The sequence below is a fragment of the Fictibacillus sp. EA-CB0309 genome (genome assembly GCF_055814265.1).
Map to the genome: position 1 here is coordinate 719,520 of NZ_CP169271.1, position 21,786 is coordinate 741,305.

22 protein-coding genes and 2 pseudogenes are annotated in these 21,786 nt (G+C 38.9%); 14 read left to right on the forward strand and 10 right to left on the reverse strand.

What is annotated here, in order from left to right:
- Positions 1–72 precede the first annotated feature (72 nt).
- The 4 genes and pseudogenes from ACEWFH_RS04130 to ACEWFH_RS04145 all read left to right on the forward strand — a co-directional run bounded on the left by ACEWFH_RS04130 (position 73) and on the right by ACEWFH_RS04145 (position 4,872).
- Positions 73–1,260, forward strand: a complete 1,188-nt coding sequence (locus tag ACEWFH_RS04130) for a galactokinase (protein WP_473726229.1) — start codon at positions 73–75, stop codon at positions 1,258–1,260.
- Positions 1,260–2,248 (forward strand): annotated as a pseudogene (gene galE / locus ACEWFH_RS04135) (UDP-glucose 4-epimerase GalE). Before ACEWFH_RS04130 ends, galE begins: the two are co-directional and overlap by 1 nt.
- A 10-nt stretch (positions 2,249–2,258) precedes the next feature.
- Complete coding sequence (gene galT / locus ACEWFH_RS04140; protein ID WP_473726230.1) at positions 2,259–3,752, forward strand: UDP-glucose--hexose-1-phosphate uridylyltransferase; 1,494 nt, start codon at positions 2,259–2,261, stop codon at positions 3,750–3,752.
- A gap of 73 nt (positions 3,753–3,825) precedes the next feature.
- Positions 3,826–4,872, forward strand: a complete 1,047-nt coding sequence (locus ACEWFH_RS04145; protein ID WP_473726231.1) for an aldose epimerase family protein — start codon at positions 3,826–3,828, stop codon at positions 4,870–4,872.
- A gap of 427 nt (positions 4,873–5,299) precedes the next feature.
- Here the strand turns inward: ACEWFH_RS04145 and ACEWFH_RS04150 are convergent, their stop codons facing one another.
- On the reverse strand, positions 5,300–6,268 hold the full coding sequence (locus ACEWFH_RS04150; RefSeq protein ID WP_473726232.1) for a nuclease-related domain-containing protein: 969 nt from the start codon (positions 6,266–6,268) through the stop codon (positions 5,300–5,302).
- Between the two features lie 112 nt (positions 6,269–6,380).
- Here ACEWFH_RS04150 and ACEWFH_RS04155 point away from each other — a divergent pair, with 112 nt between their 5' ends.
- Positions 6,381–6,512 carry a hypothetical protein gene (locus tag ACEWFH_RS04155; RefSeq protein ID WP_473726233.1) on the forward strand — a complete coding sequence of 44 codons (132 nt, stop codon included), beginning with the start codon at positions 6,381–6,383 and terminating at the stop codon, positions 6,510–6,512.
- Between the two features lie 74 nt (positions 6,513–6,586).
- On the opposite strand, the gene ACEWFH_RS04160 is transcribed toward ACEWFH_RS04155, so the two are convergent.
- Entirely contained in the window at positions 6,587–8,185 is a 1,599-nt protein-coding gene (locus tag ACEWFH_RS04160) for a M14 family metallopeptidase (protein WP_473726234.1), read from the reverse strand.
- Between the two features lie 76 nt (positions 8,186–8,261).
- Here ACEWFH_RS04160 and ACEWFH_RS04165 point away from each other — a divergent pair, with 76 nt between their 5' ends.
- Together ACEWFH_RS04165 and ACEWFH_RS04170 are read left to right on the forward strand one after the other, a co-directional pair.
- Complete coding sequence (locus ACEWFH_RS04165; RefSeq protein WP_473726235.1) at positions 8,262–8,582, forward strand: hypothetical protein; 321 nt, start codon at positions 8,262–8,264, stop codon at positions 8,580–8,582.
- Positions 8,570–8,977 (forward strand): L,D-transpeptidase family protein, encoded by a 408-nt coding sequence (locus ACEWFH_RS04170; RefSeq protein WP_473726236.1) that lies wholly within the window; start codon positions 8,570–8,572, stop codon positions 8,975–8,977. Before ACEWFH_RS04165 ends, ACEWFH_RS04170 begins: the two co-directional genes overlap by 13 nt.
- A gap of 52 nt (positions 8,978–9,029) precedes the next feature.
- Here ACEWFH_RS04170 and ACEWFH_RS04175 read toward each other — a convergent pair whose 3' ends face one another.
- The 5 genes from ACEWFH_RS04175 to ACEWFH_RS04195 form a co-directional block, all read right to left on the reverse strand.
- Positions 9,030–9,434 carry a C39 family peptidase gene (locus ACEWFH_RS04175; protein ID WP_473726237.1) on the reverse strand — a complete coding sequence of 135 codons (405 nt, stop codon included), beginning with the start codon at positions 9,432–9,434 and terminating at the stop codon, positions 9,030–9,032.
- Positions 9,359–9,592 (reverse strand): C39 family peptidase, encoded by a 234-nt coding sequence (locus tag ACEWFH_RS04180; protein WP_473727206.1) that lies wholly within the window; start codon positions 9,590–9,592, stop codon positions 9,359–9,361. The genes ACEWFH_RS04175 and ACEWFH_RS04180 overlap by 76 nt, the downstream gene beginning before the upstream one ends.
- Before the next feature lie 65 nt (positions 9,593–9,657).
- Complete coding sequence (locus tag ACEWFH_RS04185; RefSeq protein ID WP_473726238.1) at positions 9,658–9,933, reverse strand: hypothetical protein; 276 nt, start codon at positions 9,931–9,933, stop codon at positions 9,658–9,660.
- A 542-nt stretch (positions 9,934–10,475) separates the two neighbouring features.
- Positions 10,476–12,560, reverse strand: coding sequence for an SA1320 family protein (locus ACEWFH_RS04190; protein ID WP_473726239.1), 2,085 nt, complete (start codon positions 12,558–12,560; stop codon positions 10,476–10,478).
- Positions 12,561–12,659: 99 nt separating this feature from the next.
- Positions 12,660–13,484: a DUF1672 family protein gene (locus ACEWFH_RS04195; RefSeq protein WP_473726240.1), complete on the reverse strand. Its 825-nt coding sequence runs from the start codon at positions 13,482–13,484 to the stop codon at positions 12,660–12,662.
- A 489-nt stretch (positions 13,485–13,973) separates the two neighbouring features.
- Between ACEWFH_RS04195 and ACEWFH_RS04200 the strand changes: the two are divergent.
- Positions 13,974–14,731 (forward strand): annotated as a pseudogene (locus ACEWFH_RS04200) (TrmB family transcriptional regulator).
- Positions 14,732–14,766: 35 nt separating this feature from the next.
- On the opposite strand, the gene deoD reads toward ACEWFH_RS04200, so the two are convergent.
- Together deoD and ACEWFH_RS04210 are read right to left on the reverse strand one after the other, a co-directional pair.
- Complete coding sequence (gene deoD / locus ACEWFH_RS04205) at positions 14,767–15,477, reverse strand: purine-nucleoside phosphorylase (protein WP_473726241.1); 711 nt, start codon at positions 15,475–15,477, stop codon at positions 14,767–14,769.
- A 90-nt stretch (positions 15,478–15,567) separates the two neighbouring features.
- Positions 15,568–16,737 (reverse strand): MFS transporter, encoded by a 1,170-nt coding sequence (locus tag ACEWFH_RS04210; protein ID WP_473726242.1) that lies wholly within the window; start codon positions 16,735–16,737, stop codon positions 15,568–15,570.
- A gap of 185 nt (positions 16,738–16,922) precedes the next feature.
- On the opposite strand from ACEWFH_RS04210, the gene ACEWFH_RS04215 reads away from it, so the two are divergent.
- The 6 genes from ACEWFH_RS04215 (at position 16,923) to ACEWFH_RS04240 (ending at position 21,356) form a co-directional block, all read left to right on the forward strand.
- Positions 16,923–17,492, forward strand: coding sequence for a T7SS effector LXG polymorphic toxin (locus ACEWFH_RS04215; RefSeq protein ID WP_473726243.1), 570 nt, complete (start codon positions 16,923–16,925; stop codon positions 17,490–17,492).
- 572 nt (positions 17,493–18,064) lie between these two features.
- Positions 18,065–18,619, forward strand: coding sequence for a DNA/RNA non-specific endonuclease (locus tag ACEWFH_RS04220; RefSeq protein WP_473727207.1), 555 nt, complete (start codon positions 18,065–18,067; stop codon positions 18,617–18,619).
- Between the two features lie 11 nt (positions 18,620–18,630).
- Positions 18,631–19,119 carry an antitoxin YezG family protein gene (locus ACEWFH_RS04225; RefSeq protein WP_473727208.1) on the forward strand — a complete coding sequence of 163 codons (489 nt, stop codon included), beginning with the start codon at positions 18,631–18,633 and terminating at the stop codon, positions 19,117–19,119.
- A 478-nt stretch (positions 19,120–19,597) separates the two neighbouring features.
- Positions 19,598–20,053, forward strand: a complete 456-nt coding sequence (locus ACEWFH_RS04230) for a DUF4274 domain-containing protein (RefSeq protein WP_473726244.1) — start codon at positions 19,598–19,600, stop codon at positions 20,051–20,053.
- A 127-nt stretch (positions 20,054–20,180) separates the two neighbouring features.
- Positions 20,181–20,420 (forward strand): hypothetical protein, encoded by a 240-nt coding sequence (locus ACEWFH_RS04235; RefSeq protein ID WP_473726245.1) that lies wholly within the window; start codon positions 20,181–20,183, stop codon positions 20,418–20,420.
- A gap of 588 nt (positions 20,421–21,008) precedes the next feature.
- A complete protein-coding gene (locus ACEWFH_RS04240; protein ID WP_473726246.1) occupies positions 21,009–21,356 on the forward strand; it encodes a hypothetical protein in 348 nt (115 codons plus the stop codon).
- Between the two features lie 43 nt (positions 21,357–21,399).
- Here the strand turns inward: ACEWFH_RS04240 and ACEWFH_RS04245 are convergent, their stop codons facing one another.
- Positions 21,400–21,750, reverse strand: coding sequence for a FixG Ig-like domain-containing protein (locus tag ACEWFH_RS04245; protein ID WP_473726247.1), 351 nt, complete (start codon positions 21,748–21,750; stop codon positions 21,400–21,402).
- Positions 21,751–21,786 lie beyond the last annotated feature (36 nt).

A 21,786-nucleotide genomic window follows, 5' to 3' on the forward strand; every position in this document is an offset into this window, starting at 1 on the left:
AAGTGAACTAGATTGCTGAAGGCATGGTCTTCATTCCCCGTCACTCTGATATAACTTGAGAGGAACGATACGATGAATTTACAGCGATTAACCGATACATTTTATGAAATTTTCCCTGTAGATGGACATGGAGATGTTAGGCTTTTCTTTTCACCTGGTCGAATTAATTTAATTGGAGAACACACGGATTATAACGGTGGTCATGTATTTCCAAGTGCCATTACATACGGTACATATGGAATTGCTCGAAAACGAGATGATGAAGTGATCAAGTTGTTTTCCATGAATTTTCCAAATGAAGGTGTCATTGAGTTTACATTGGATGAACTAGATTATCGAAAAGAGCATGGATGGGCGAACTACGCAAAGGGAGTTATTCGTTATATAACAGAGAAGTACGGTTCACTGCCGAGTGGATTGAATATCGTAATCAATGGAAACATTCCTAATGGTGCAGGACTATCTTCATCAGCTTCCCTCGAGATGCTGATTGGGGTTATGATCAGTGAAATGTTTAATCTTCATCTGGATCGCTTAGAACTAATTAAGCTTGGCAAAAGGGTTGAGAACGAATTTATTGGTGTTAACAGTGGAATTATGGATCAGTTTGCTGTTGGAATGGGGAAAGCGGACTACGGTATCCTGCTAGATTGCAACACCTTAAAATATGAATACGCTCCTCTTCCGCTAGATGGATATCGCATCGTTATCATGAATACGAACAAACGCAGGGAATTAGCTGATTCTAAATATAACGAAAGACGAAGCGAATGTGAAACGGCTTTAAGTCGTTTGAAAAAAGTGCTCGCTATTGAGGAATTAGGAGATCTTTCAGAAGCAGAATTTGAAGCAAATAAAGAGATTATTCGTGACGAGATATTAATGAAGCGTGCGCGACATGCTGTATATGAAAACCAGCGAACATTAAAAGCTCTTAAGGCATTGCGTGGTGGAGAACTAAAAGTTTTCGGGAAATTGATGAACGATTCTCATCATAGTTTAAGAGATGATTATGAAGTTACAGGTGTAGAACTTGATACGTTGGTCGAGGCTGCCTGGAAGCAAGAGGGATTACTGGGTGCACGAATGACGGGAGCAGGTTTTGGTGGATGTGCTATTGCCATTATTGAAAGTGACAGAGTGGATGAATTTATTGTAAAAGTTGGACGTGAATATCAAGATAAGATAGGATACGAAGCTGACTTTTACGTTGCAAGCATAGGTGATGGAGCAAAAGAGATTACCAGGGAGGTCGTATAATGAGTATTCTTGTTCTCGGTGGTGCTGGCTACATTGGATCGCATGCGGTATACGAGTTGATCGAAAGGGATTATAAAGTGGTTGTTGTAGACAATCTTCAAACGGGCCATAAACAGTCCCTGCATCCTGATGCGACTTTTTATGAAGGTGACATCCGCGATCAAGAATTTCTTAGGACTGTTTTTTTAAAGAGAAAATTACCGGTGTCCTTCACTTTGCTGCCAATTCCCTTGTTGGAGAATCAATGGATAAACCCTTATTGTACTTTGATAATAATGTATACGGCACTCAAGTGTTGCTTGAAGTTATGAGGGAGTATGGCGTAAAACATATTGTTTTCTCTTCCTCAGCTGCGACATATGGTGATCAAGAAGTGATGCCAATTACGGAAAATCTGCCAACGAATCCTACGAGTGCTTACGGTGATACCAAGTTAATCATGGAAAAACTAATGAAATGGTGTGATATCGCTTATGGAATGAAATATGTTTCCCTGCGTTATTTTAACGTTGCGGGAGCGCGTTCAACTGGAGAAATTGGAGAAGACCACCAGCCAGAGACGCACTTGATTCCACTCGTACTTCAGGTCGCACTTGGAAAACGAGAGTTCATATCCATTTTCGGGGATGACTATGATACAGAAGATGGTACATGTATCCGCGATTATATTCATGTTGAAGATTTGATCGATGCTCATATCTTGGCTCTTCAGTATCTTCAAAACGGTGGAGAAAGTAATATTTTTAACCTAGGTAGCAGTCAGGGGTACTCGGTTCAACAAATTATTGAGACGGCTAGAAAAGTAACAGGTCACACCATTCCTGAAAAAGTGACACCGAGAAGAGCAGGAGATCCAGCGAGCTTGGTAGCGTCTTCTGCAAAAGCTATGGAAAAACTTGGTTGGGAGCCGAAACGTACAGAAATTAATCAAATCATTGAAGACGCATGGAAATGGCACCAATCACATCCTCAAGGTTATGACCAGTAGGAGGCATTGGATGGAAATCTATTCAGTTATACAAAGTATAATTCATAAAGCAATAGCTTTAGATTTAATCGATCAACGAGACGAAGTATATGTTCGTAACCAGATGATTGCACTTCTTGAGCTTGATCATTTTGTAAAAGAAGAGAGTGAATGGACAGACGAAAGCATTCCAAATCTTTTAGAGCAACTTGAGATTTATGCTGTGGAAAAGGGAATCATAAGAGACTTGTTGGATGAAAAAGAAATATTCTCTAGTAAGATAATGAATGTTTTTATGCCTCGTCCTTCGGATCTGAACAAAATGTTCATAGAAAAGTATAAAGAAGATCCAAAAGCAGCAACGTCATTCTTTTATGAGCTAAGTCAAAACAGCAACTATATTCAAACGAAAAGAATTGCCAAGAATATTAATTATAAAACGAAAACGACATACGGTGAGCTGGATATTACTATTAATTTATCTAAACCGGAAAAAGATCCAAAACAAATCGCAATGGAAAAGGAAATCAAATTCTCAAACTCCGATTATCCGAAATGTCTGCTATGCATGGAAAACGAAGGGTACGAAGGAAGAATCGGTTATCCTGCGCGTTCAAATCATAGGTTGATACCTATAAATCTTAAGGACGAGGAATGGTTTCTTCAATACTCACCTTACGTCTATTACAATGAGCATTGTATTTTATTCTCTAGTGAACATCGTGACATGAAAATCAGTCGAGATACGTTCAAACGCCTATTATCGTTTGTTGATCAGTTCCCGCATTATTTTGCAGGATCGAATGCAGACCTTCCGATTGTGGGAGGGTCCATCTTAAGTCACGACCATTATCAAGGCGGAAATTACGAATTTGCGATGGCAAAAGCCGAAGATGACTACTCGTTTTCACTGGATGCATTTCCAGAGTTAACAGCCACAACGATTAAGTGGCCGATGTCTGTTATTCGTTTAAGAGGAAGAGATATAAATGAGCTTGCAGATGCCTCGAAACTCATTTTGAATAAATGGATTTCACATAACGATCCAAGTGTAGGTATTGTTTCATCAACGGGAGATGCAAGGCATAACACCATTACTCCGATTGCACGTTTTAGAAACGGTGAATTTGAGATGGATCTTGTATTAAGAAATAATCGAACGAGTGATCAGCATCCCCTTGGTATTTTTCATCCCCATGAAGAAGTGCACCATATCAAAAAGGAAAACATAGGTCTCATTGAAGTAATGGGTCTTGCTGTATTACCGGCCAGGCTGAAAGTTGAATTGGAAAATGTAAAAAACTATTTATTAGGATTTCAAAATGAAGTGAGCGAATATCATCTGCCATGGGCAAATGATATGAAGGCTCGTTATAAGGGAGAGATAAACGAGAGTTCCGTTGAAGAAATCCTACAAAAAGAAGTAGGATATAAATTTCTTCAGGTTCTTGAGGACGCAGGTGTTTATAAGCGGGACGCTAAAGGGCGAAAAGCTTTTCAGCAGTTCTTACATTCCTTAAATTAGTAACTATACAGGAAAATCGGGCATTCGTTAGTGAACTGGCGAATGCCAATCTTCTAGTAAGGAGAATGTTGTGATGGAGGTCATTCAGAAGAAATTTGGAGAAATCAACGGCCAAACTGTAACATCCACTACTCTAGTAAACAAGCAAGGGATGGAGGTTACAAGCATCGATTACGGCTGCATTATTACAAAGATGGATGTGCCAGATAAAAATGGTCATTTGGAAAATGTAGTCCTCGGCTTTGACTCTATTGAAGAATATGAGAAGTATTCGCCTTATTTTGGAGCGGTAGTTGGACGATTTGCTGGCAGAATAAAAGGTGGTACGTTTAACTTGGATGGACAAACGTACCAGCTTGAAAAAAACAATATGGGAAATCATTTACATGGTGGCATACAAGGCTTTGACAAGGTCGTATGGAACACAGAAATAAAGACTGGTGGTCATGAGAATAGTGTGGTTTACACGTACGTAAGTCCTGACGGAGAAGAAGGATATCCGGGTAATGTAGAAATACAAGTAACGTATAGCTTATCGGATACAAATGAATTCACTATTACTTATGAAGCGATTTCAGATAAAAAAACACTACTAAATGTAACAAACCACTCTTATTTTAACTTGTCAGGAAACTTAAAGAGGGATGTTCTGAATCACGAATTATCATTGAAGAGCGAATCATTTCTTAAACTTGATAATGAACTGATTCCTACAGGTGAAATTCTACCGGTAGGAGGGACGCCATTTGATTTCAGGGAAGGTAAATTTATTAAAAGCGGAGTAGATTCCCACCATGCTCAAAATATACTAGCGGGGAAAGGGTATGATCACCCGTTCTTATTATCTGACAATCAAAACAAAGAGATTGTTTTGAAAGACGAAGAGAGTGGCAGAGTGCTTTCTGTTGAAACCGATCAGCCGGCTGTCGTCTTATACACTGGAACGCAGTTATCTTCAGATTTTGAAATACGTGGTGTAAAGTCCCGTAAATACCTTGGTCTCTGCTTAGAAACTCAGGGTCTTCCGGACAGTATTCACCATCCTCATTTTCCATCCAACATTCTTGAAAAAGGTGAGGTTTTCCGTTCAAAGACAAAATATACATTTAGTGTGATGTGATACAAGAAAACATCGGACCGTCCAAGGTCTTTTCGTTTCATCTCGTAAAATCATAAAGAGGCTGACGAAATCGTCATGCCTCTTTTTTATATTGCAAGAGTTGTCATCCTGAACGGAATCCCGCACCCTGAAAGGATCAAAATGAACATGAGAATACTCGCTAACACGCATTTTTTCATTAAATTCATCAACCACCTCCCTCAACCACTGTATTCATGGTGAAAATTGTCCTATGACTGGGGTTTTTGATGTGCTTTTTCGTAGGTGGGAGGGGGTGGTGCGCACAAAATTAATATAGCTGCGCGTGAAAGTGCGGCAGCTGCGCGTGAACAAGGGAATGGCGCGTGGAAGTGAGGGAGAACCGCGCGTAAAACGCTGTGCACTGCGCGAATGTGTAACAGATATAAGAACACGTACCGGAAAATCGTTAATCCAGCTCGTTTAAATGAAAAATATGGTGAAGGCCATTACTCGATGTAGGGAGATTACTCTTATTCAATAAATGCCTAACCATGTGGCGAGAGGGAATCTGAAGGAAGTCGCAACATTCGCGGATGGTAATGAAAGTTTTATAGAGGGTGGCGTATTCTTTCAATGCTTGTAGGTGAGAATCCTTATTTTCATGGCCGCATCGCACACAAAACCATTGTCCTTTTTGCCACACCATTGGTAGTGCCATACATTTTGGACAGGCTACACCTTTTTGTATATCGTGGTCCACTAAAGAAAACTGTTTGAACAGATCGGGAGTCTTGGAGCTGTGTTGTTTTAGTAAAGTCCTCGATAGTTTTTTAATTTCTTTTCTCGTAATTTTCTCTTCTTTATATCTGTTTTGATACCCGTGAAACCTGGCCAAAAGATTTGTACTGTGCGTGACTGTCTTTCTAGCTGGAGTGTTTTGAGGAATCATTTTTATACAAGTCTGAGGGTTGCTTATGATGACGAGTGACTCAATGGGGATAGCGGGAAACCGATGCTGTTTCAACCATTCTTTTAATAGAAAAGTTTGGCGGTAGAGTTGCGAGATCGGGTCTGGAAATGTTTCTTCTTTGTCTTTAGAAATACGATTTAGTTGATAAAATTCTTGATCAAAGATTAATGTTCCGGACATGTTTTTCACTTCAATGATAAGAAAGAATTTTGTTGTTAAGATGAGGATATCGATCTGAAAGTGGTTGGATCCATAGGGAATGCGGAGGTCGTGGAAGATAAACGTGTCGTCATCTGGCAGTAAGTTCAAGTGGAAGTCCATCGATTTTTCGCCTTGGTAACCAGCGATACTTCGGGCAAGTTCATTCTCCATTTCTTTTCGAAAAAGGAATTCGGGATAAGAACGGTGTAACATGATACGTAATTGCCTAATTTTAATAGATTCTGTTGCTTCTTTTAATAACATTGCATCACTCCTTATATGATTTACCCTAAAGTTCTTTGTTTTTCGACGATATCCTGCTTCTGAAGAGGATTTTTTTATTGTTTGTGAGTGGGTGCGCGTAAACGGAGGGAAAGTGCGCGCAATTAATGGGATCGCGCGTGAAATTTTGCCCGATGCTCGTGAGATTCTAACTCAACTGCGCGTAAACACCGCAATCCTGCGCGAATGTGTAACAGATATAAGAACACGTACCGTAAATCCTTGAAAGTGCTGGACCTCCACACCATCAGCATCCCAACAAATTAACACAAAAAAAGGAGCCAGATAGACTCCCTTTTCTTATTGAGCTTTATATTCTTTTACCCATCCCTTACCTTCTGGGGATTCAATGTAATACCAAATATCTTTCCATTTTTTTGTTACCCGGACTTTACCTTTTTGAAGAACAGTATCTGTTTTCCTTACTTCTATCGGATACGTGTATAGATTTTTTGCGTTAGATAACTGTATGTCTTTGTTAATGGCAACCGGTTTATAGTTCTGAATCATATTCTTCTGTTTAATCCATTTTACCCCATATGAAGTCTGGATCGCATACCAGTTTTTATAGGACTTTACGGCTTTAACTTCACCAGCATTAATCGTTTTTGAAGTAGCCTTGTTTTCTAGCGGAAAGTTATAAAGTTTTAGTGGTTCAGTTAACAATAGATTAACGGGATTCTTTGAAAAATCTGTAATAGCACCTACTACAAAATCTCCTTTTGGAACCCATTTTTTTCCGTGAATAGTATTTAGTCTAAAAAAGTTGCTGTTTTCTGCTATAACCGTTGCAGGCTGTGCGTTAAAACGCAATGTTGTTTTATACTTTGACCCTGGTCGGTCGTATAGATAGGTGTTGTCAAACTTCGTAATTAGGTAGTTTGTTTTCTTTAATTTAGCTTCCCAAAGTTTTCTGCCCTCGTCAGCAAGATAAAGACCTGCTTTTTTGTTGCGTCTCCACTCTTCAGGGATGACAGATAAAGGAGGATTCGTTTCGTTCACAGCATAACTTAGTTCTGGTGTAAAAGCAGGACGTTGGAATTCAGTAATGAACCAATCCTTATATCCACCTCCACCGCCTGAGCTAGGTTTAACGAGTGAATACCCAGTCATAGAAGAGAAGGCTTTTGCCAGAGTGTAGTCTCTTTTGTAATTTGCCTTTGTGTTGTTGTAATGCCAATAAAGAATGCGCCCTGCTGAGTGGTAGGAAACCGTTATTTCAGGGTCCACATAGTATGTAAAATCATATAATAACTTGTTTTCAATCGTTTGCAGCGGTTTTGTTCCTTTATAATTTTTGAAGGAAGGCCTGCTAGGGTTATTTCTGAGCTTGCTCCATCCTGCAGGGTACTGACGGTTTGGATCGATTCCTTGTGCATTTGCTTTCCAACGCTTAAAGTTTTTGCTACCATTATTCATCTTGATTAAGTTAGCTCTTACACTTGATGGAAACGCTTTTGCTCCAAACTGTTGGAGGGTAACTCCATCTGGATTAACCATGGGAACAAACCAAATAGACACGTTGTTTAATAGATTAAAAACATTGTAGCCATCAAAGTTAGATTTGTTCTTATAAGCATTTGCATACTGATCTATCATTTCCATTGTAATATTTGTAGAGATCCATTCGCGTCCGTGATGAGCGCCATTGTAAAAAACGGTAGCGTCTCCTTTACCTAGCTTAACGGCCCAGATATCTCGGCCATATATGGTTTTGCCTAATGATTTATAAGTAATGAGTCCAGGGTAATGGAAGGCAAGCTCCTTAATATCTTTGGTGATGCTGGTATATGTAGCGGTTTGAGTTAAGTTCACATAATCTGCTGCATTGGCAGGAGAAACCATGAACGGAAAAGTCAATCCGGTACATAAGAGGAGTGCCAGTAATTTATTTTTCATAAAACCCTCCAAAAGTAATAGTATATTTGCAATAATTAGTATAATATGAAATATTTGGATAAAGGGAGTTATTTTTGTGAAATTAAAAAGATTAGTAGTATGTGTTTTCTCCTTGTTGTTGATTATTGGGATTTTATCAGAGCGAGTCAGCTCAACAAAACGGATGCCCTACGAAAAGCAATTATTATCACACGCTATTAAAAAGAAAAAATCCAAACAAGTAATCATTGTTAAAGCAGACAGAAATAATTCATTTAAAGCGACACTTGCAGCTTATGAATATAAGAATGGCAGCTGGAAACGCGTATATACATTTCCTGCAGTCATAGGTAAAAATGGAATCTCCTCGAAAAAAGAGAGGGCGATGGAAAATCCCCAGCCGGCATGTATTTTATAGGGCAAGGGTTCGGTACAGTAAATAAGCCAAAAGGAATAAAAATGTCATATAAAAAAACTACCTCTTATGATTATTGGATCGATGACGTAAAGTCTAAAGACTATAATACATGGAAGGTTTACAAAGGGAATCCACTTTCTAAGTGGAAATCATTTGAACGGTTGAAGCAACCATTATATAAGTACGCAGCTGTTATTCGCTACAACGAAGATCAAGTTGCTGGAAAAGGAAGTGCTATTTTTCTGCACGTGTGGCGAAATGGTTCGAGTCCAACAGCAGGTTGTACTGCTCTTCAGGAAGGTAATGTATTGCGTTTAATGAAGTGGGTAGATTCGGACAAACGTCCATTAATCATTCAAGGAACGGAAGCCGATCTGAAAAAAATGGCTCAATAAAAGAATAAGTTATAAAAAAACCAATTCATAAAAGCGAATTGGTTTTTCTATTTTAATTATAACTGATAGCTTGTTTACCCATCTGTTCCCAACCAGCTATAAAATGTTTCATATTTAATTTTCGGTTTTTTTGTTTAGATAAAGGATTATTGACGTAGACATACTGACCTTCATATCCAGTTAAAAGCACGGAATGTTCACGATATGTAATTTTTATTGGCCCTTGAGGCGTGTAATAGTATTGAAAAGAAGACTCTGGTAACCTAGAGAACTGAGAATTAACAATGACCCAAACTGGCTTTCTTTGATCAAGTTGTTTTTTTACTTCATTAAACGATTTTCCAGTAAGATTTACGACTCTTTTACCTAAATACTTTCTTGCTAAATCCTCAATAGGCTTATGGTAGACACCGTACCCCGATTTTTTAAATGTGTACATATCACCGACAAAACCCACATGCGGATTACCAAAATAGACCTTCCCGTTTTTTTCTTGTATGGGGTAGGATCTTTTTTTACTTCTTTCGCGAGCGTCATCTTACTTACTCGCTTCCCAGCCTGGTTAAGCATCATCGCAAGACTTGTAACTTCGCATCCACGTGCCAGTTCTGGCATTTGCAAAATAAGTGGTGCACGAATTGGTTTATAGGCTGGGATTTTTGAACTCACATATTTGTTATTTACCCAACCATATTTCTTATTAGGAAGCTGTACATAATACCACAATTCTTTTTTCTATTGTAGTCATATTTCGATGCGGTGACTTTTGTTCTAAAAATACTTGTAGCTATGATCTTGTGTTCCGCACCTAATCCACTGCGAATGTTTGCTGAATCTGCATGAATATAAAGCACCTTATTTGTGGAAGTAGCACTAGCAGAAGCTGTTGGTGTCATACCATCCGTGAAGACTGTTAAAATTAAACAAACTAATAAAAGCCTTAGTAGATTTTTCATTGAACCCCCCATCCTTTATTTACCATTATATTGAATTATGTCTTAGTTGCCAAACAAAAAAATGAAACGAAAGAGCTCCACCTTTCACGCATTGTACGCGGTGTATTATTTGTATAGTTCATGCCAGTTCATTTGCCTAATTTTCCTGAAATCTCTGCCTCCGCATCCGTCCTTTCACGTAATTTAGTAGAACATCCTGAACGGGAGCTCTCCACACTGAAATGACTAAAATAAATACTCGCTAACACGTATTTTTTCATTAAATATATCAGCTACCTTCATTTAAGACTGTATTCATTCGCTGATATTGCCATTAACCGGGGTTTATGATGCGGATTTCACCAGGCGAAAATGTGTACTGCGCGAAAAAAGCCGCAGCTGCGCGTAAAATTAATATACTTGCGCGGAAACAAGGGTAAAGAGCGTGAAAGTAGAGGGAAACTGCGCGGAAACGGCTACAAACTGCGCGAACGTGTAACAGATATAAGAACACGTACCGTAAAACCATACAAAAAAGACCGACCCTATGAGCCAGCCTCGTCTTAAGTTATTGTTCCGCGATCCACCTGTTCGTTCAGAATGTTCATGTTTTGCTTAACCGCCTCCGAAACTTCACATAGTGCTTCAATCGCCATTCCTTCTTCCTGATCCGATAATTGGAACACGATGTCTTTAAATAGACGATCCATATCTTCTAAAATACTCATCGCGGCAAGATTGTACAAATACACATTATAAAAGTTGGACTGGCTGAAGAGTGCAGAGTAGAGATATGGCTTAAAGTTCTCTAACAATTGCGGAAAGTAGGCGATTAGATTACCTATTCCACGGCGAAGTCCTTCTACCGTATCCGCGAGTTCATCGATTGGTTCGAGTGCGGCATGTACTTTATCGCGAATTTTATCATCATAATCAGAGAAAAAGCCGAGAAGCATACCTGGCACAGTTCTGTTTAAGGCAACGTGAAGTGCACCTTTTATAATTGCAGAAATACTCTCTAACGTACTTTCCAGCTGGATGGTGATAAGCTCAAGTCCTGCTAAAAGAGGCAATAATAAACCATGAGTAATGTTTTTTACTCTTTCGTATGCGAGGTCTAGTTGAATTTCTAGTATTTTCATTCCCATTTTGAGATAAGGCGACTCCTCCATAAGATAGGTACGAGTCGGATCTACGGTAGGTGCTCCTAATGAAGCTGTAGCTTTATTGTTAATGGCATTTGCCAGCAGCGTATCCCGATTCTTAAAATCTACTGCGACATATGTTACTTGGCTTTGATAGTCTGTAAGATGTTTTCCGATTAAAGTGTTGTTTTTACCAATAATTTCGAAATGTGCCTGCAACTCACCAACAACGGCATCCATAAAATGATCCGTTCCGCCTTCGAACAATTTAGGTATTGTGTTGGCGACAAAATTAGGAAGAAAGTGAGAGAGTTCATCGACGTCAGATCGTATCGTAAGCAAGAAATTCCTAGCGTCATTAAAGAGAGTCTCTGTTTCAATGTTTTGTCGGAAGACGTGCTCTATAATCTGAGCGGGTGGTGAATTGAGTACAGCATTTAAGGCTTTGGCACTCGATTCAGCCGTGTCTAACAAAGAGATCATACCGTCAATCGCGGATTTTATAATGTAGCCGGAAGTTGTAATGCCCGCAAAAAGTGGACTTGCAGCTCCTTCTTCAAACAATCTCCTGAACGTTTCCTGTAAGTTCGAAAGTCTCTCGTAATAGCGGCTGCCTTCATCTTGCACGATAGCATTAGAATTCTTTAAATATGTTTCAACCAAATTGACTCTTTGTATCACATGACTTTTTAGTGAACTTGCCAGTACATGCATGTTGTCTTGGTTAATTTTTATTCGATCGGATTGCCCTCCGTAAAGGGGTTGTCCTGTCCATATACTTGAAACCACAAAAGCGTCAGCATCAATATAAATTTTCCCATAGCCTGGTCGGCCAGGTTGACCAATAAAATAATACTGCTTGCCGTTTTCCTCTCCAATATAACCTGTGTGGTTTGTTAAAAATTTTGAAAACTCCGGTATGCCGCTGTTAATCGTATACTGATTCCCGGGAATACGATGACCGAGCCCCAGTGCTGTTTCAATTTTTGTTAATCCATCATATTGAGAGAAGTAGTTTGTTATATTGGTATACTTTTTATCGTAGTCAACGAGTCCTTCTGGAAGCAGGGCAGGGTTGAGCGTAACGGTTTTCACATCGGGATGCTCAATACCGACTGCATTGGCGTTCCCGCCGCCAAGCGAGTTGCCGCACACGTAAGAGACAGGACCGAATTTCTTATTAATATCATCAAAATATTGACGGGCAGCGGTCACTTGAGCAGGTGTCATGTCACTCAATAGCTGTGCATCAGTTAAGAGATCTTGGTGTGTCGAGGGATTTGTTCCTGTATAGGCAATGATAATTTCTTTTGTTTCATTAGATTGAAAAACAACTGCATCGAGCCCTGTTATTTTGTCCTCATGTATATCCATTACAACATATTTATTTCCGTTTACATTAACCTTTTGTCTAAGTTTATATGTCATATAGGCATTATAACCGGCGATTTCTACCAAATCTTGATCACTTACCACTTGAACATCTTTTTTCACATGAATCATTGGTCGCCTCCTATGGTTTCTTTATCTCATTAGGAAATGCCCGTTCAATTGTGTTGTCTTTCGTTCCGTTTGCTGATTCTGCAAGGATAGTATTGTCGTTTAGATACACACTGTAACTACCCGGAGATAGAGTATCCATGTTCTCAAGATCTGACACAATGGTATCAAGTATTTTCTGATCTGGTTTTTGATTTTTTCTTTCATGAATAATTGAAACGTAATGAGATACCCATCAGGATCTATGTTCAGAGACTTCGCTTTGTTCTTCCATTCTTCTTTTGTTGTTTTAGGATTTTGAATGTATTCTTTATAGAATGTGTCATATGCTTCATCTAGTATGGTTATATAATAGTAAGGTGTAGTGAAACCGGTAGAATAAGTGTTTTGGATTGCTTCATCAGTCACCCCGACAACAGAATGTTCGGATACAAATTTTTCTAAGTAGTTATCTAATTCTTTTAGCTCTTTATCATAAATCATGGCATAAATTCCACTCATTATTGAACCTTCTACTTGTCCTTCCTGCGTCCAAATGCCGTCCATTATTACTTTTTCTTGACCGTTTATTGGAACAATGGCATACGTGTAAAAGTGAGGCTCGCCTATTGACTCAACAAAAACAGTCGCTCCATCCTTGTTTCCAACAATGTTATGTACCTTTACTTCTGTTTTGTATGTATCCAGAAAAAATTGTTTCATCGCTTTATCAATTTTGTCACGATCGGCTTCTGCGATTTTATCGTTTTTCTCTCCACTAGGTAGATCAAAACCTTGACCTGTATAATCTTGCACACTCACTAAATTGTTAGATTTTCCACTCACTGTTCCATTACCTCCTTTGTCTGGATCATCGTTATTCAGGCACCCACTCATAAGAAGAACGGTGCCAATTAATGTTATGGTTAACTTTTTACTAAATAACATATGGATAGAGCCTCCTTATTCATTAATTCCTTGAAGTTAAATGTAAGTCTTTTACATTCTACTGGTATGAACGGCTATGTACCACTTGAAATATACCCAAAAAAAGTAAAAAGAGAACCTGTTTATTGGAAATTTGTAAGAAAATAGTCCTTGAGATGATTTTTTGTTTAATAGGGCTGTTTTTATTGAAGACTTAGCAGTGTTACCGTTCAGAATGGTGTGTTATTTTTTTGGGGTGCGCGGAAATAAAGGAGGGCTGAGCGCAATTGGTGTGATCGTGCGTGAAAAATGAATGAATGCGCGTGGAAATTTGACTCAACTGCGCGTAAACACCTTAATCCTGCGCGAACGTGTAACAAATATAAGAACACGTACCGTAAAACGCGCAGTCAACAGATGAATATGATTACGAGGACTGGCGGAAGGGCCATAATTGTTTTAAGATACATGTAGTATGCTAGGTCGATTGGAGGCCGTTCAGGAGGAACCATGTTACAAAAATTCGGTTTTTCACAATATGAAAGTCAGGTGTTCGAGGTCCTCGCATCAAGTGAGGAACCGATGGACGCAACGAACATTGTTAAATATTCAGGTGTTCCTAAATCTAAAATTTATGAAGTGCTTTCGCGCATGATTGAAAAAGGGATGGTCCTGGATTCAGTGTCGGAAAAGAAGAAGCTGTATACGGCTCTGCCATTATCGATCGTGATTGAAAAGCTTACGAATGAGTTTCAGGAAAACGTGGAGCAGCTGAAAAAAATACGTCGAAGAGAAAATTTTATGATGAACACGTTTGGAGCCTGAAGGTGGATTCGTCCATTCGCGCGCAGACGAAGCAGCTGGTGCAATCCGCGGAGAAATCGATTCGAGTTTCTGGCTGGCAGGACGATATTCAGGAGATCCTCTCTCTGCTTCAAGAAAAAGAAAAGCAGGGAGTAGATGTGGAGGTCCTAGTAGTAGGTGAGCTGGAGTCAACGCTATCGCATGTACATACACTGATCCCGGCACAAGAGCACCATTCGTTGGAACGGTTTCGATTAGTGGTGGTAGATGAGGAAGAAGTCATTTTTGCAGGGATGGAAGGGCAAAGCTGGCAGGCGATGAAAACGAAATCCCGTCCGTTCATTAAAGTCTTCATTGAATTCTTTTATCACGATGTGGCGCTTGCCAAAATTACGGAGAAGCATTCAGATTTAATGATGAATGATGAAGAGATTAAAAGTGTTTTAATGAAATTAAGGTATTAAAAAAGGAGGCCACTGCGAGCCTCCTTTTTATATGCTTATTGTTCTGAACTAACTACTTCCAACGCCATCTCAATCATGTCATTGAAAGTCGTTTGGCGTTCTTCCGCTGTTGTTTCTTCACCTGTGAAGATGTGGTCACTTACAGTCAGGATTGATAGTGCGTTCACACCGTACTTCGCTGCAATTGTGTAAAGTGCTGTTGTTTCCATTTCAACCGCTAATACGCCGTTATCCGCAAGCTTTTTCACGATATCCATGCTGTCGCGGTAGAATAGGTCAGCCGTCAACACGTTACCTGCCTTGATTTTCAAGCCTTTTGCTGTTCCAGCTTCATATGCTTTCCTTAAAAGGTCGAAGTTGGCGCATGGTGCGAAGTCGATGTTAGGAAACGCCAAGTGGTTCATGCGTGAATCCGTTGATGCTGTCATCGCAAGGATTACGTCACGAACTTTTACGTCTTGTTGAATCGCGCCACATGTACCAACGCGGATTAAGTTTTTCACGCCATATTCACGGATCAACTCGTTTGTGTAGATTCCGATTGATGGAATCCCCATGCCTGTCCCTTGAACCGACACGCGCTTTCCTTTGTATATTCCTGTGAATCCAAGCATGCCGCGAACTTCGTTGTAGCATGTTACATCTTCTAAAAATGTTTCTGCGATATATTTTGCTCGAAGCGGATCTCCTGGTAATAGGATGCTTTCTGCGATTTCACCTTGTTTTGCGCCGATATGAATACTCATTTGTTCACCATTACAACATGTTGATTGTAATGGTTTCACCTCCTAGAAAAATAATTTCATCTACCATTATCATGCCATAGTTTTTGCAACCTAGCTAATTGTATGTGCGCGGACTTTAGAACTCTTCTTTTTACCCATAGAAATGACAGCTGTCCCTAAAGCCAGTATCACCAACAATCCGCCGACCGTTGCATTCATCTCGACAGATGCGTTCTCAATCACGATTCCGCCAATCATGGATCCGAAGGCAATTCCGAAGTGAAGCGCGGAGTTGTTCAGACTTTGCTGGATATCGGATGTTTCAGGAGACGACTCGATTAAGTAACTCTGCATCGCAGGCGTGATTGCCCAGCTGAGCATGCTCCAAATGATCATCACCATTAAAAATAGCGGAAAAGCAAAAGTTGTATATGGAATCATAAAGATTGAGATACCAAAGATTATTATAACGCCTAAGATTGTAGGCTTCGTGCCAAATCGGTCAGCGAGCATACCGCCGATCCCGCCGCCAAGTACAGCCGCAACACCAAAGATTAAGTACACGATGCTGACCCATGTTCCGTTAAGTCCAAGCGTCATTTTTAAAAATGGCGTGAGATAACCGTATAGTGTTAAGTGGCCGGCTAAGAAAAGAAACGACGTAATTTGAGCAAATAAGATGCGTCGGTTTTTTAATGTTTTTAGCTGCTGCCTGATTGGGATCGCAGGCTTTGGAGCGAGTCGTCCCATAAATAAATACACACCGAGTATGGATAAAACGGTAAGTGCTGTGATTAAGAGGAATGGAGCGCGCCAGCCGAAAGCGTTTCCTAACATTAAACCGATAGGAATCCCGAGTACAAGGGAAGCACTGATCCCCATAAACACCACACCTATCGCGCGAGCACGATATTTCTCTTCTACAATATTGGATGCCATCGTTACGCATAGGACAACGAGTAACGATCCACTTGCAGCTGATAAAATTCGAGCAACCAGTAACATAGAATACGTTGGACTTACGATAACCAGTGCGTTTCCTATCAAAAATACCAATAACGAGATAAGGGTTAATCTTTTTCTCTCTATGTGAGCCGTCATCGTCAGCAAAATGGGAGCTGCAATCGCAAACACGAGCGAGAAAATCGTGATGAGAAATCCAGCTTTACCTAGACTTACACCGAGATCCTCTGCAATAAGATCTAGAATTCCACCTATAATTAACTCAACCATTCCCACAACAAACGAAACGATCGTTAATAAGTAAACACGTTTATTCACATCAATCTACCTTCTTTTTAATAAAAGTTACCCCTGTAATGGTAACTTATTTAGAATCTTATATCAATCATAAATTTTAACCACACAACTATAAGAAAAAGCGTTTAGTTATTGGATAATAAAGGAAATAAACTAGAGGTGATACATGTTAAAGAAAATACAATAAAAAGAGAGGGCCACGGTAGATGGGGAGTAAAGTGTACGAGGCGTCAACCTTGAAAGCTGCAACCAGAGAACGAGCCCAACAGTATGTTAGGTTAAAGGAACAATTTGAGACATTGAAAAAAGAGTTTAGAAAAATCGTGGATAATACTGAGTTTCAAGGTCATGGAGCAGAAGCCATTAAAGGATTTTACCTAGGTCAGATTGATGTGGTGGACGCTTGGATTCTATTTATTGATATGAATGTGGAATTTTTTAATAGGATACCTGGAGATATGAAGGGTGTAGATCTTTCTGAAGATACGGTCGTGCAGGTACCGTTTTTAGAGGATAGTGTTGAACAAGCTGGGAGAATGGCAAAGGAAATGGTCGCTGATCAACAGGATGCTCTCCGGCATATTTTTAACGGAATTAATGACTTAGTCCCTCTGACGGTTTTCTCTAAAGATGCATTCGACAACCATATGGATCAAGCTGAAAAGAAACGGGTACAAACGGTCGATAAAGTAAATGAACTGGACAATAGGTTATCACAAGAGTATGTAAGTTCTCGAACTCAAGAGCAGCACATTTTCGCCCTTTTTCTCAGTTGATGGAGGCAACTCGCCAAGGAGAGAACATCTCACCTCTTTATTTTAACGCAGAAGCTTATCACTCAGGTAAAGCCTACCAAGTTTATGCCGAAACCATAGGGATTGCAACTTCATCTGTGAAGCAAGGGGAGAACGGACAAGCACCACAAATTGAAATTAAAAACAATGAAGTGCAAAACCCCGGAGATGTGGCTGTTGTCAAAACCGTTGAAGTCTTTGATGAGATCGAAGGCAAAACGAACGGAACGTATTACTTATACGAAAATGGCCAAATTATTTGGAAACATCCCACTCAAACGGGTAAAGTTGTTTATAAAGAAGTGGATGAAGTACCAGAAAGCAGAGTTGGTGGGGTAGAAGAACTTGATTCGGCTTTTGATGGAACAGGGCTTGCATTCTTGGGTTGGCTGCATCCGAAAGATGTATTAAAGAAATCCGTGAAATTGGTCATAAAAAAAGGCGGAAAAACAACCGTCAAGAAGCTCTCCAAAAAAGAAATTAAAAAAGTGTCAGCCAAACGCTTTGTGTATGACGAGAAGACAGGTACGTGGGTAGATAAGAGTGGAAAGCCGTTGGTAGAAAGTACTAATAAATCTTTAAAGGGTAATAAAAGTGTAAACAAAGACATTAAAGAAATAGACTATGGAAAGCACTATAAAAAAGGTAAATACGGTAGAAGAGAGCTAGCTCCGCAGGTAAGATACGTAACTGAAGACGGATATAAATATAGGACAGATGATTTAGGAAGAATAGTAGATGTAGAAGCCGATAAGTTAATTCTTAAGGATGGGAAAAGAAACGAAAGTATGCAAAGAGTAGCGGGTAGGCAAGATAGATTACGTGACGATGACGGTGGTCACATAATAGGTAGTCAGTTCCATGGCTCAGGAGATATTGATAATCTCGTAGCTCAGAATAGCCAAATTAATCGCTCTGGTGGCGAGTGGTATAAAATGGAAACACAATGGGCGAATGCTTTGAAAGAAATTCCACCGAAAAAAGTTTCTGTAAAGATTGAACCGGTATATTCGGGTAATTCACTTAGACCTAATTATTTTGAAGTCATATATAAAATTGAAGGGAAAAGACCAGTTAAAAAAACAATCAAAAATCAATCAGGAGGTTAATTACCTTGAGTATGGAAACAAAAATGAACCAAATATATAGAGAAATAGCTGAAACAGTTAATGAAATGATTCCGGAAGAATGGAATAAATTTTATTTTTATGCCCAAGTATCAAAAGATGGGGGAGGAACTTACTTTTTCTATAATACACCTGACGATACACAAAATTATAAATACAGCTTAGAAATCCCTATTGAATATGATATTGATGATGAACAGTTTAAGTTAAAGGATAGGGTCTTATTTGAGTTAAGTGAAAAATTAAGAAAAGTTTTTATAGATAATCAGCAAGAACCTTGGTACTCATTTACGTTATCTCTAGAGAATAATGGAAAATTTAAGATGCATTACGATTATACGAATTGGTTCAATACTGATTTTAGCTTTGATGACCAGTTAGTAATTTGGGAGTACAAATATTTAGGGAATACACCAACTGACAATGAAAATAAAAAGATAATTGATAGGTATCAAGAGGAGTTTCCGAACAATCCTATATAATTAAGTTTGCAAGCCAAAAAGAGATCTGCAAAGCTAAAGGGTACTTGTACCTCACGAAGTCTGATGATTTTAAAGAGTTATACCCTAATAGACAACTTCCTTCTTTTAGTAGGTTTATTCCACTTGGTACAATTGAAATAGAAGGAGAAAACTTCAAAAATTGGTCAGGACATCATTTCTGTTTATCATCAAAAGGTGATAACTCCAAAGGCACTAGATTGTTTTGAGGAATTTTCAACGGATAACTGTGATATTAAAACTTTAACACAACTATAAGAGTTAGTTTCGTAATCATAAGTTCTACAAATGAACTTTGAATATTCTTGAATAAGTATGGTTGAGCAGGAGATTTGGAGAGGATATTCTAAGATTCGGTAAATCAAATATCTCTTTCTAGCCAATGTTCAACAGTAGAACCATGGGCAAGAAAGTTTGATAACAAAATTTATATAAAATATTAGTAAAGAGGTCAGTTTTCATGGATCGTAAAGAAATAAGTTTAGTTGAAGAGCTACTTTATCATACAGAAAATGCAGATACAATTAAACAGGTAAGTAACATAGATAAGCCTTTAATTCTCCACGTTATTGCAGCGAATTATAATTGGAATAGCGGTTTTGATGTACCTAACGCACTTCTTGAAAACAAGAACTGCGATTTAGGTACGGGATTATTAATGTTTTATTATGCAGATGGATATCGTTTGTTAGAATCTCCAGAGGAAGTTTCAAATTCTACATTAGAAGAATGGAAGAATTTTATATTTAAGTTGTATAACAAAGTTTTAAATTTAGAATTTAAATCCCAAGATATTTCTTTTACCCCCGAATTAACTAGAATTCAAAAATTTAAGTTACAAAAGAATAATCCAAATCTTCCTGATATCTTTATTAGCAAATCACCTGGTAATTCTTTCGATATTCCTAAAATATAAATAGCACGATTAAAAACCTTGATTGAATAAGTCTTTCAAGGTTTTTTAATAGTATAAGGGTAATTAGTAGAGTACTTCTCTAAGTTAGATGACCTACCAGGGACATGGCGAAAATGAAATAGGAAGGATGATAATTAATGGAATTATTTTTTTAGAACCTGAAGTTTCTGGTGGTCACGGTGAAAAAACAGTTTATGGAACTGAACAGGACATAGCGAAAAAGGGTGTAAATGGAAAGGTGGAGTTCTTACATTATGAGTTTGAAGGGTGGTTAGGTGATGACATTCTAGAGTCAACACCAGCTTTTATAGTGTCGAATACATTAGAAGCTGCACTTGAAAAAGTGAATTTGAAGACTACGAATTAGAAAAATGCTTAATTACAACATCTGATGAATTTAAAGAGTTATACCCAGATAGAGAACTCCCTGCTTTTAGTAGGTTTATTCCACTTGGTACAATTGAAGTAGAAGGAGAAAACTTCAAAAATTGGTCAGGGCATCATTTCTGTTTATCATCAAAAGGGGAGTTAATCGTAACTCAAAAGGCACTAGATTTTTTAAAAAGATTTTCAATGGATAACTGTGATATTACAGAGCTAACACAGCTATAAGAGGTAGTTTCTAAGAGATCATGTAAGACTTTTGTGAAAGAGACGGAATAGGTAGTTATATTTTTTATGGAACCTTGACCTTGATTGGCATAGCCTTTCAAGTTTTTTTAAATAGAACTATGAGTAATTAAAAGTAGAAAATTTACCAGGGACAAGATGATCTTCAACTAAAGAGTAATAGAATCAATTAAAATTTGGTTATGAAACAAACCTGCTTATCATGAAAGAAATTTATTGGAATAAGTGTACAATAAACGTAAAACACCCAACATTCCGCCTTCCCCGAAGTAATTGTAAGATTTATAATAGAGACACATAGACAGAAAAAGGGGACATGGGGAGTATGACAGACATACTATGGACGATTTATTTAGGAATTCTCGGCGCGTTTGCAATCGGTTACCTCATAAAAGGCGGCTACAAAACGCACTCCGCAAAACTAGACTTTGTGATCTCAATTATCACGTGGATCGGGTTGTTTGGTTATGTAACAAGCAACGAACTGTTCACGCCTCTCGTGTGGAAGTTTGTTTTCTTCGGTGGGCTCATGTGGGATTTAGCATATGGCTTGAAGAAGTTTAATGAAGATGCGAATGAGATCCCAAGAGCAGCTCGGCCTGTTGTGTTTGGGTTAACAGCTATCATTATGATTGGTCCGCTGTATTATGGACTGTTTCAATATGCGTTTTAAAAAAGAGAGGAGTGATCGCGATGATCACTCCTCCTCTTTCATATTATTTACCTTTACCAGGCCCGACCTTATGAACCACGGTTGAGATCTTACTGTTATCTGTTTCAGAGGTAGTCGTAAACGTAAGCTCAGTTGGTTTCGGACCACTCTTCGCATCCGGAATCTTCACATAAACAGGAACTTGTACGGTTTCTCCAGCTTCCACTTCAATCACATTGTTTTCTAACTGAAGCTCCCAGCCGGCTTTTGTACTCGCGTTAAGTCTGAAAAGATCTGTTGCTTCCCCTGTATTCGTTACATTGAAGTTGTACACGGCTACTCGGCCAGGTACAGCAAATTCCTCTGAACCTCTCACTGTCTGAACGCCGCGCTCGTAAGGACCAGCTCCGTCCATATGCCTCACAGCCACTCGGTAACTAAGCGCACCTTG

Excerpts from the sequence above, each read along its gene's own strand:
- ACEWFH_RS04195 (WP_473726240.1), bottom strand. The coding sequence starts at position 13,484 with ATGTTATTTAGTAAAAAGTTAACCATAACATTAATTGGCACCGTTCTT.
- ACEWFH_RS04145 (WP_473726231.1), top strand. The coding sequence starts at position 3,826 with ATGGAGGTCATTCAGAAGAAATTTGGAGAAATCAACGGCCAAACTGTA.
- ACEWFH_RS04245 (WP_473726247.1), bottom strand. The coding sequence starts at position 21,750 with ATGGACGGAGCTGGTCCTTACGAGCGCGGCGTTCAGACAGTGAGAGGT.
- ACEWFH_RS04240 (WP_473726246.1), top strand. The coding sequence starts at position 21,009 with ATGACAGACATACTATGGACGATTTATTTAGGAATTCTCGGCGCGTTT.
- ACEWFH_RS04180 (WP_473727206.1), bottom strand. The coding sequence starts at position 9,592 with ATGCCAGAACTGGCACGTGGATGCGAAGTTACAAGTCTTGCGATGATG.
- ACEWFH_RS04130 (WP_473726229.1), top strand. The coding sequence starts at position 73 with ATGAATTTACAGCGATTAACCGATACATTTTATGAAATTTTCCCTGTA.
- ACEWFH_RS04160 (WP_473726234.1), bottom strand. The coding sequence starts at position 8,185 with ATGAAAAATAAATTACTGGCACTCCTCTTATGTACCGGATTGACTTTT.
- galT (WP_473726230.1), top strand. The coding sequence starts at position 2,259 with ATGGAAATCTATTCAGTTATACAAAGTATAATTCATAAAGCAATAGCT.
- ACEWFH_RS04215 (WP_473726243.1), top strand. The coding sequence starts at position 16,923 with ATGGGGAGTAAAGTGTACGAGGCGTCAACCTTGAAAGCTGCAACCAGA.
- ACEWFH_RS04150 (WP_473726232.1), bottom strand. The coding sequence starts at position 6,268 with ATGTTATTAAAAGAAGCAACAGAATCTATTAAAATTAGGCAATTACGT.
- ACEWFH_RS04185 (WP_473726238.1), bottom strand. The coding sequence starts at position 9,933 with ATGAAAAATCTACTAAGGCTTTTATTAGTTTGTTTAATTTTAACAGTC.
- ACEWFH_RS04230 (WP_473726244.1), top strand. The coding sequence starts at position 19,598 with ATGGATCGTAAAGAAATAAGTTTAGTTGAAGAGCTACTTTATCATACA.
- ACEWFH_RS04170 (WP_473726236.1), top strand. The coding sequence starts at position 8,570 with ATGTATTTTATAGGGCAAGGGTTCGGTACAGTAAATAAGCCAAAAGGA.
- ACEWFH_RS04190 (WP_473726239.1), bottom strand. The coding sequence starts at position 12,560 with ATGATTCATGTGAAAAAAGATGTTCAAGTGGTAAGTGATCAAGATTTG.
- ACEWFH_RS04235 (WP_473726245.1), top strand. The coding sequence starts at position 20,181 with ATGATAATTAATGGAATTATTTTTTTAGAACCTGAAGTTTCTGGTGGT.
- deoD (WP_473726241.1), bottom strand. The coding sequence starts at position 15,477 with ATGAGTATTCATATCGGCGCAAAACAAGGTGAAATCGCAGAAAGCATC.
- ACEWFH_RS04225 (WP_473727208.1), top strand. The coding sequence starts at position 18,631 with ATGGAAACAAAAATGAACCAAATATATAGAGAAATAGCTGAAACAGTT.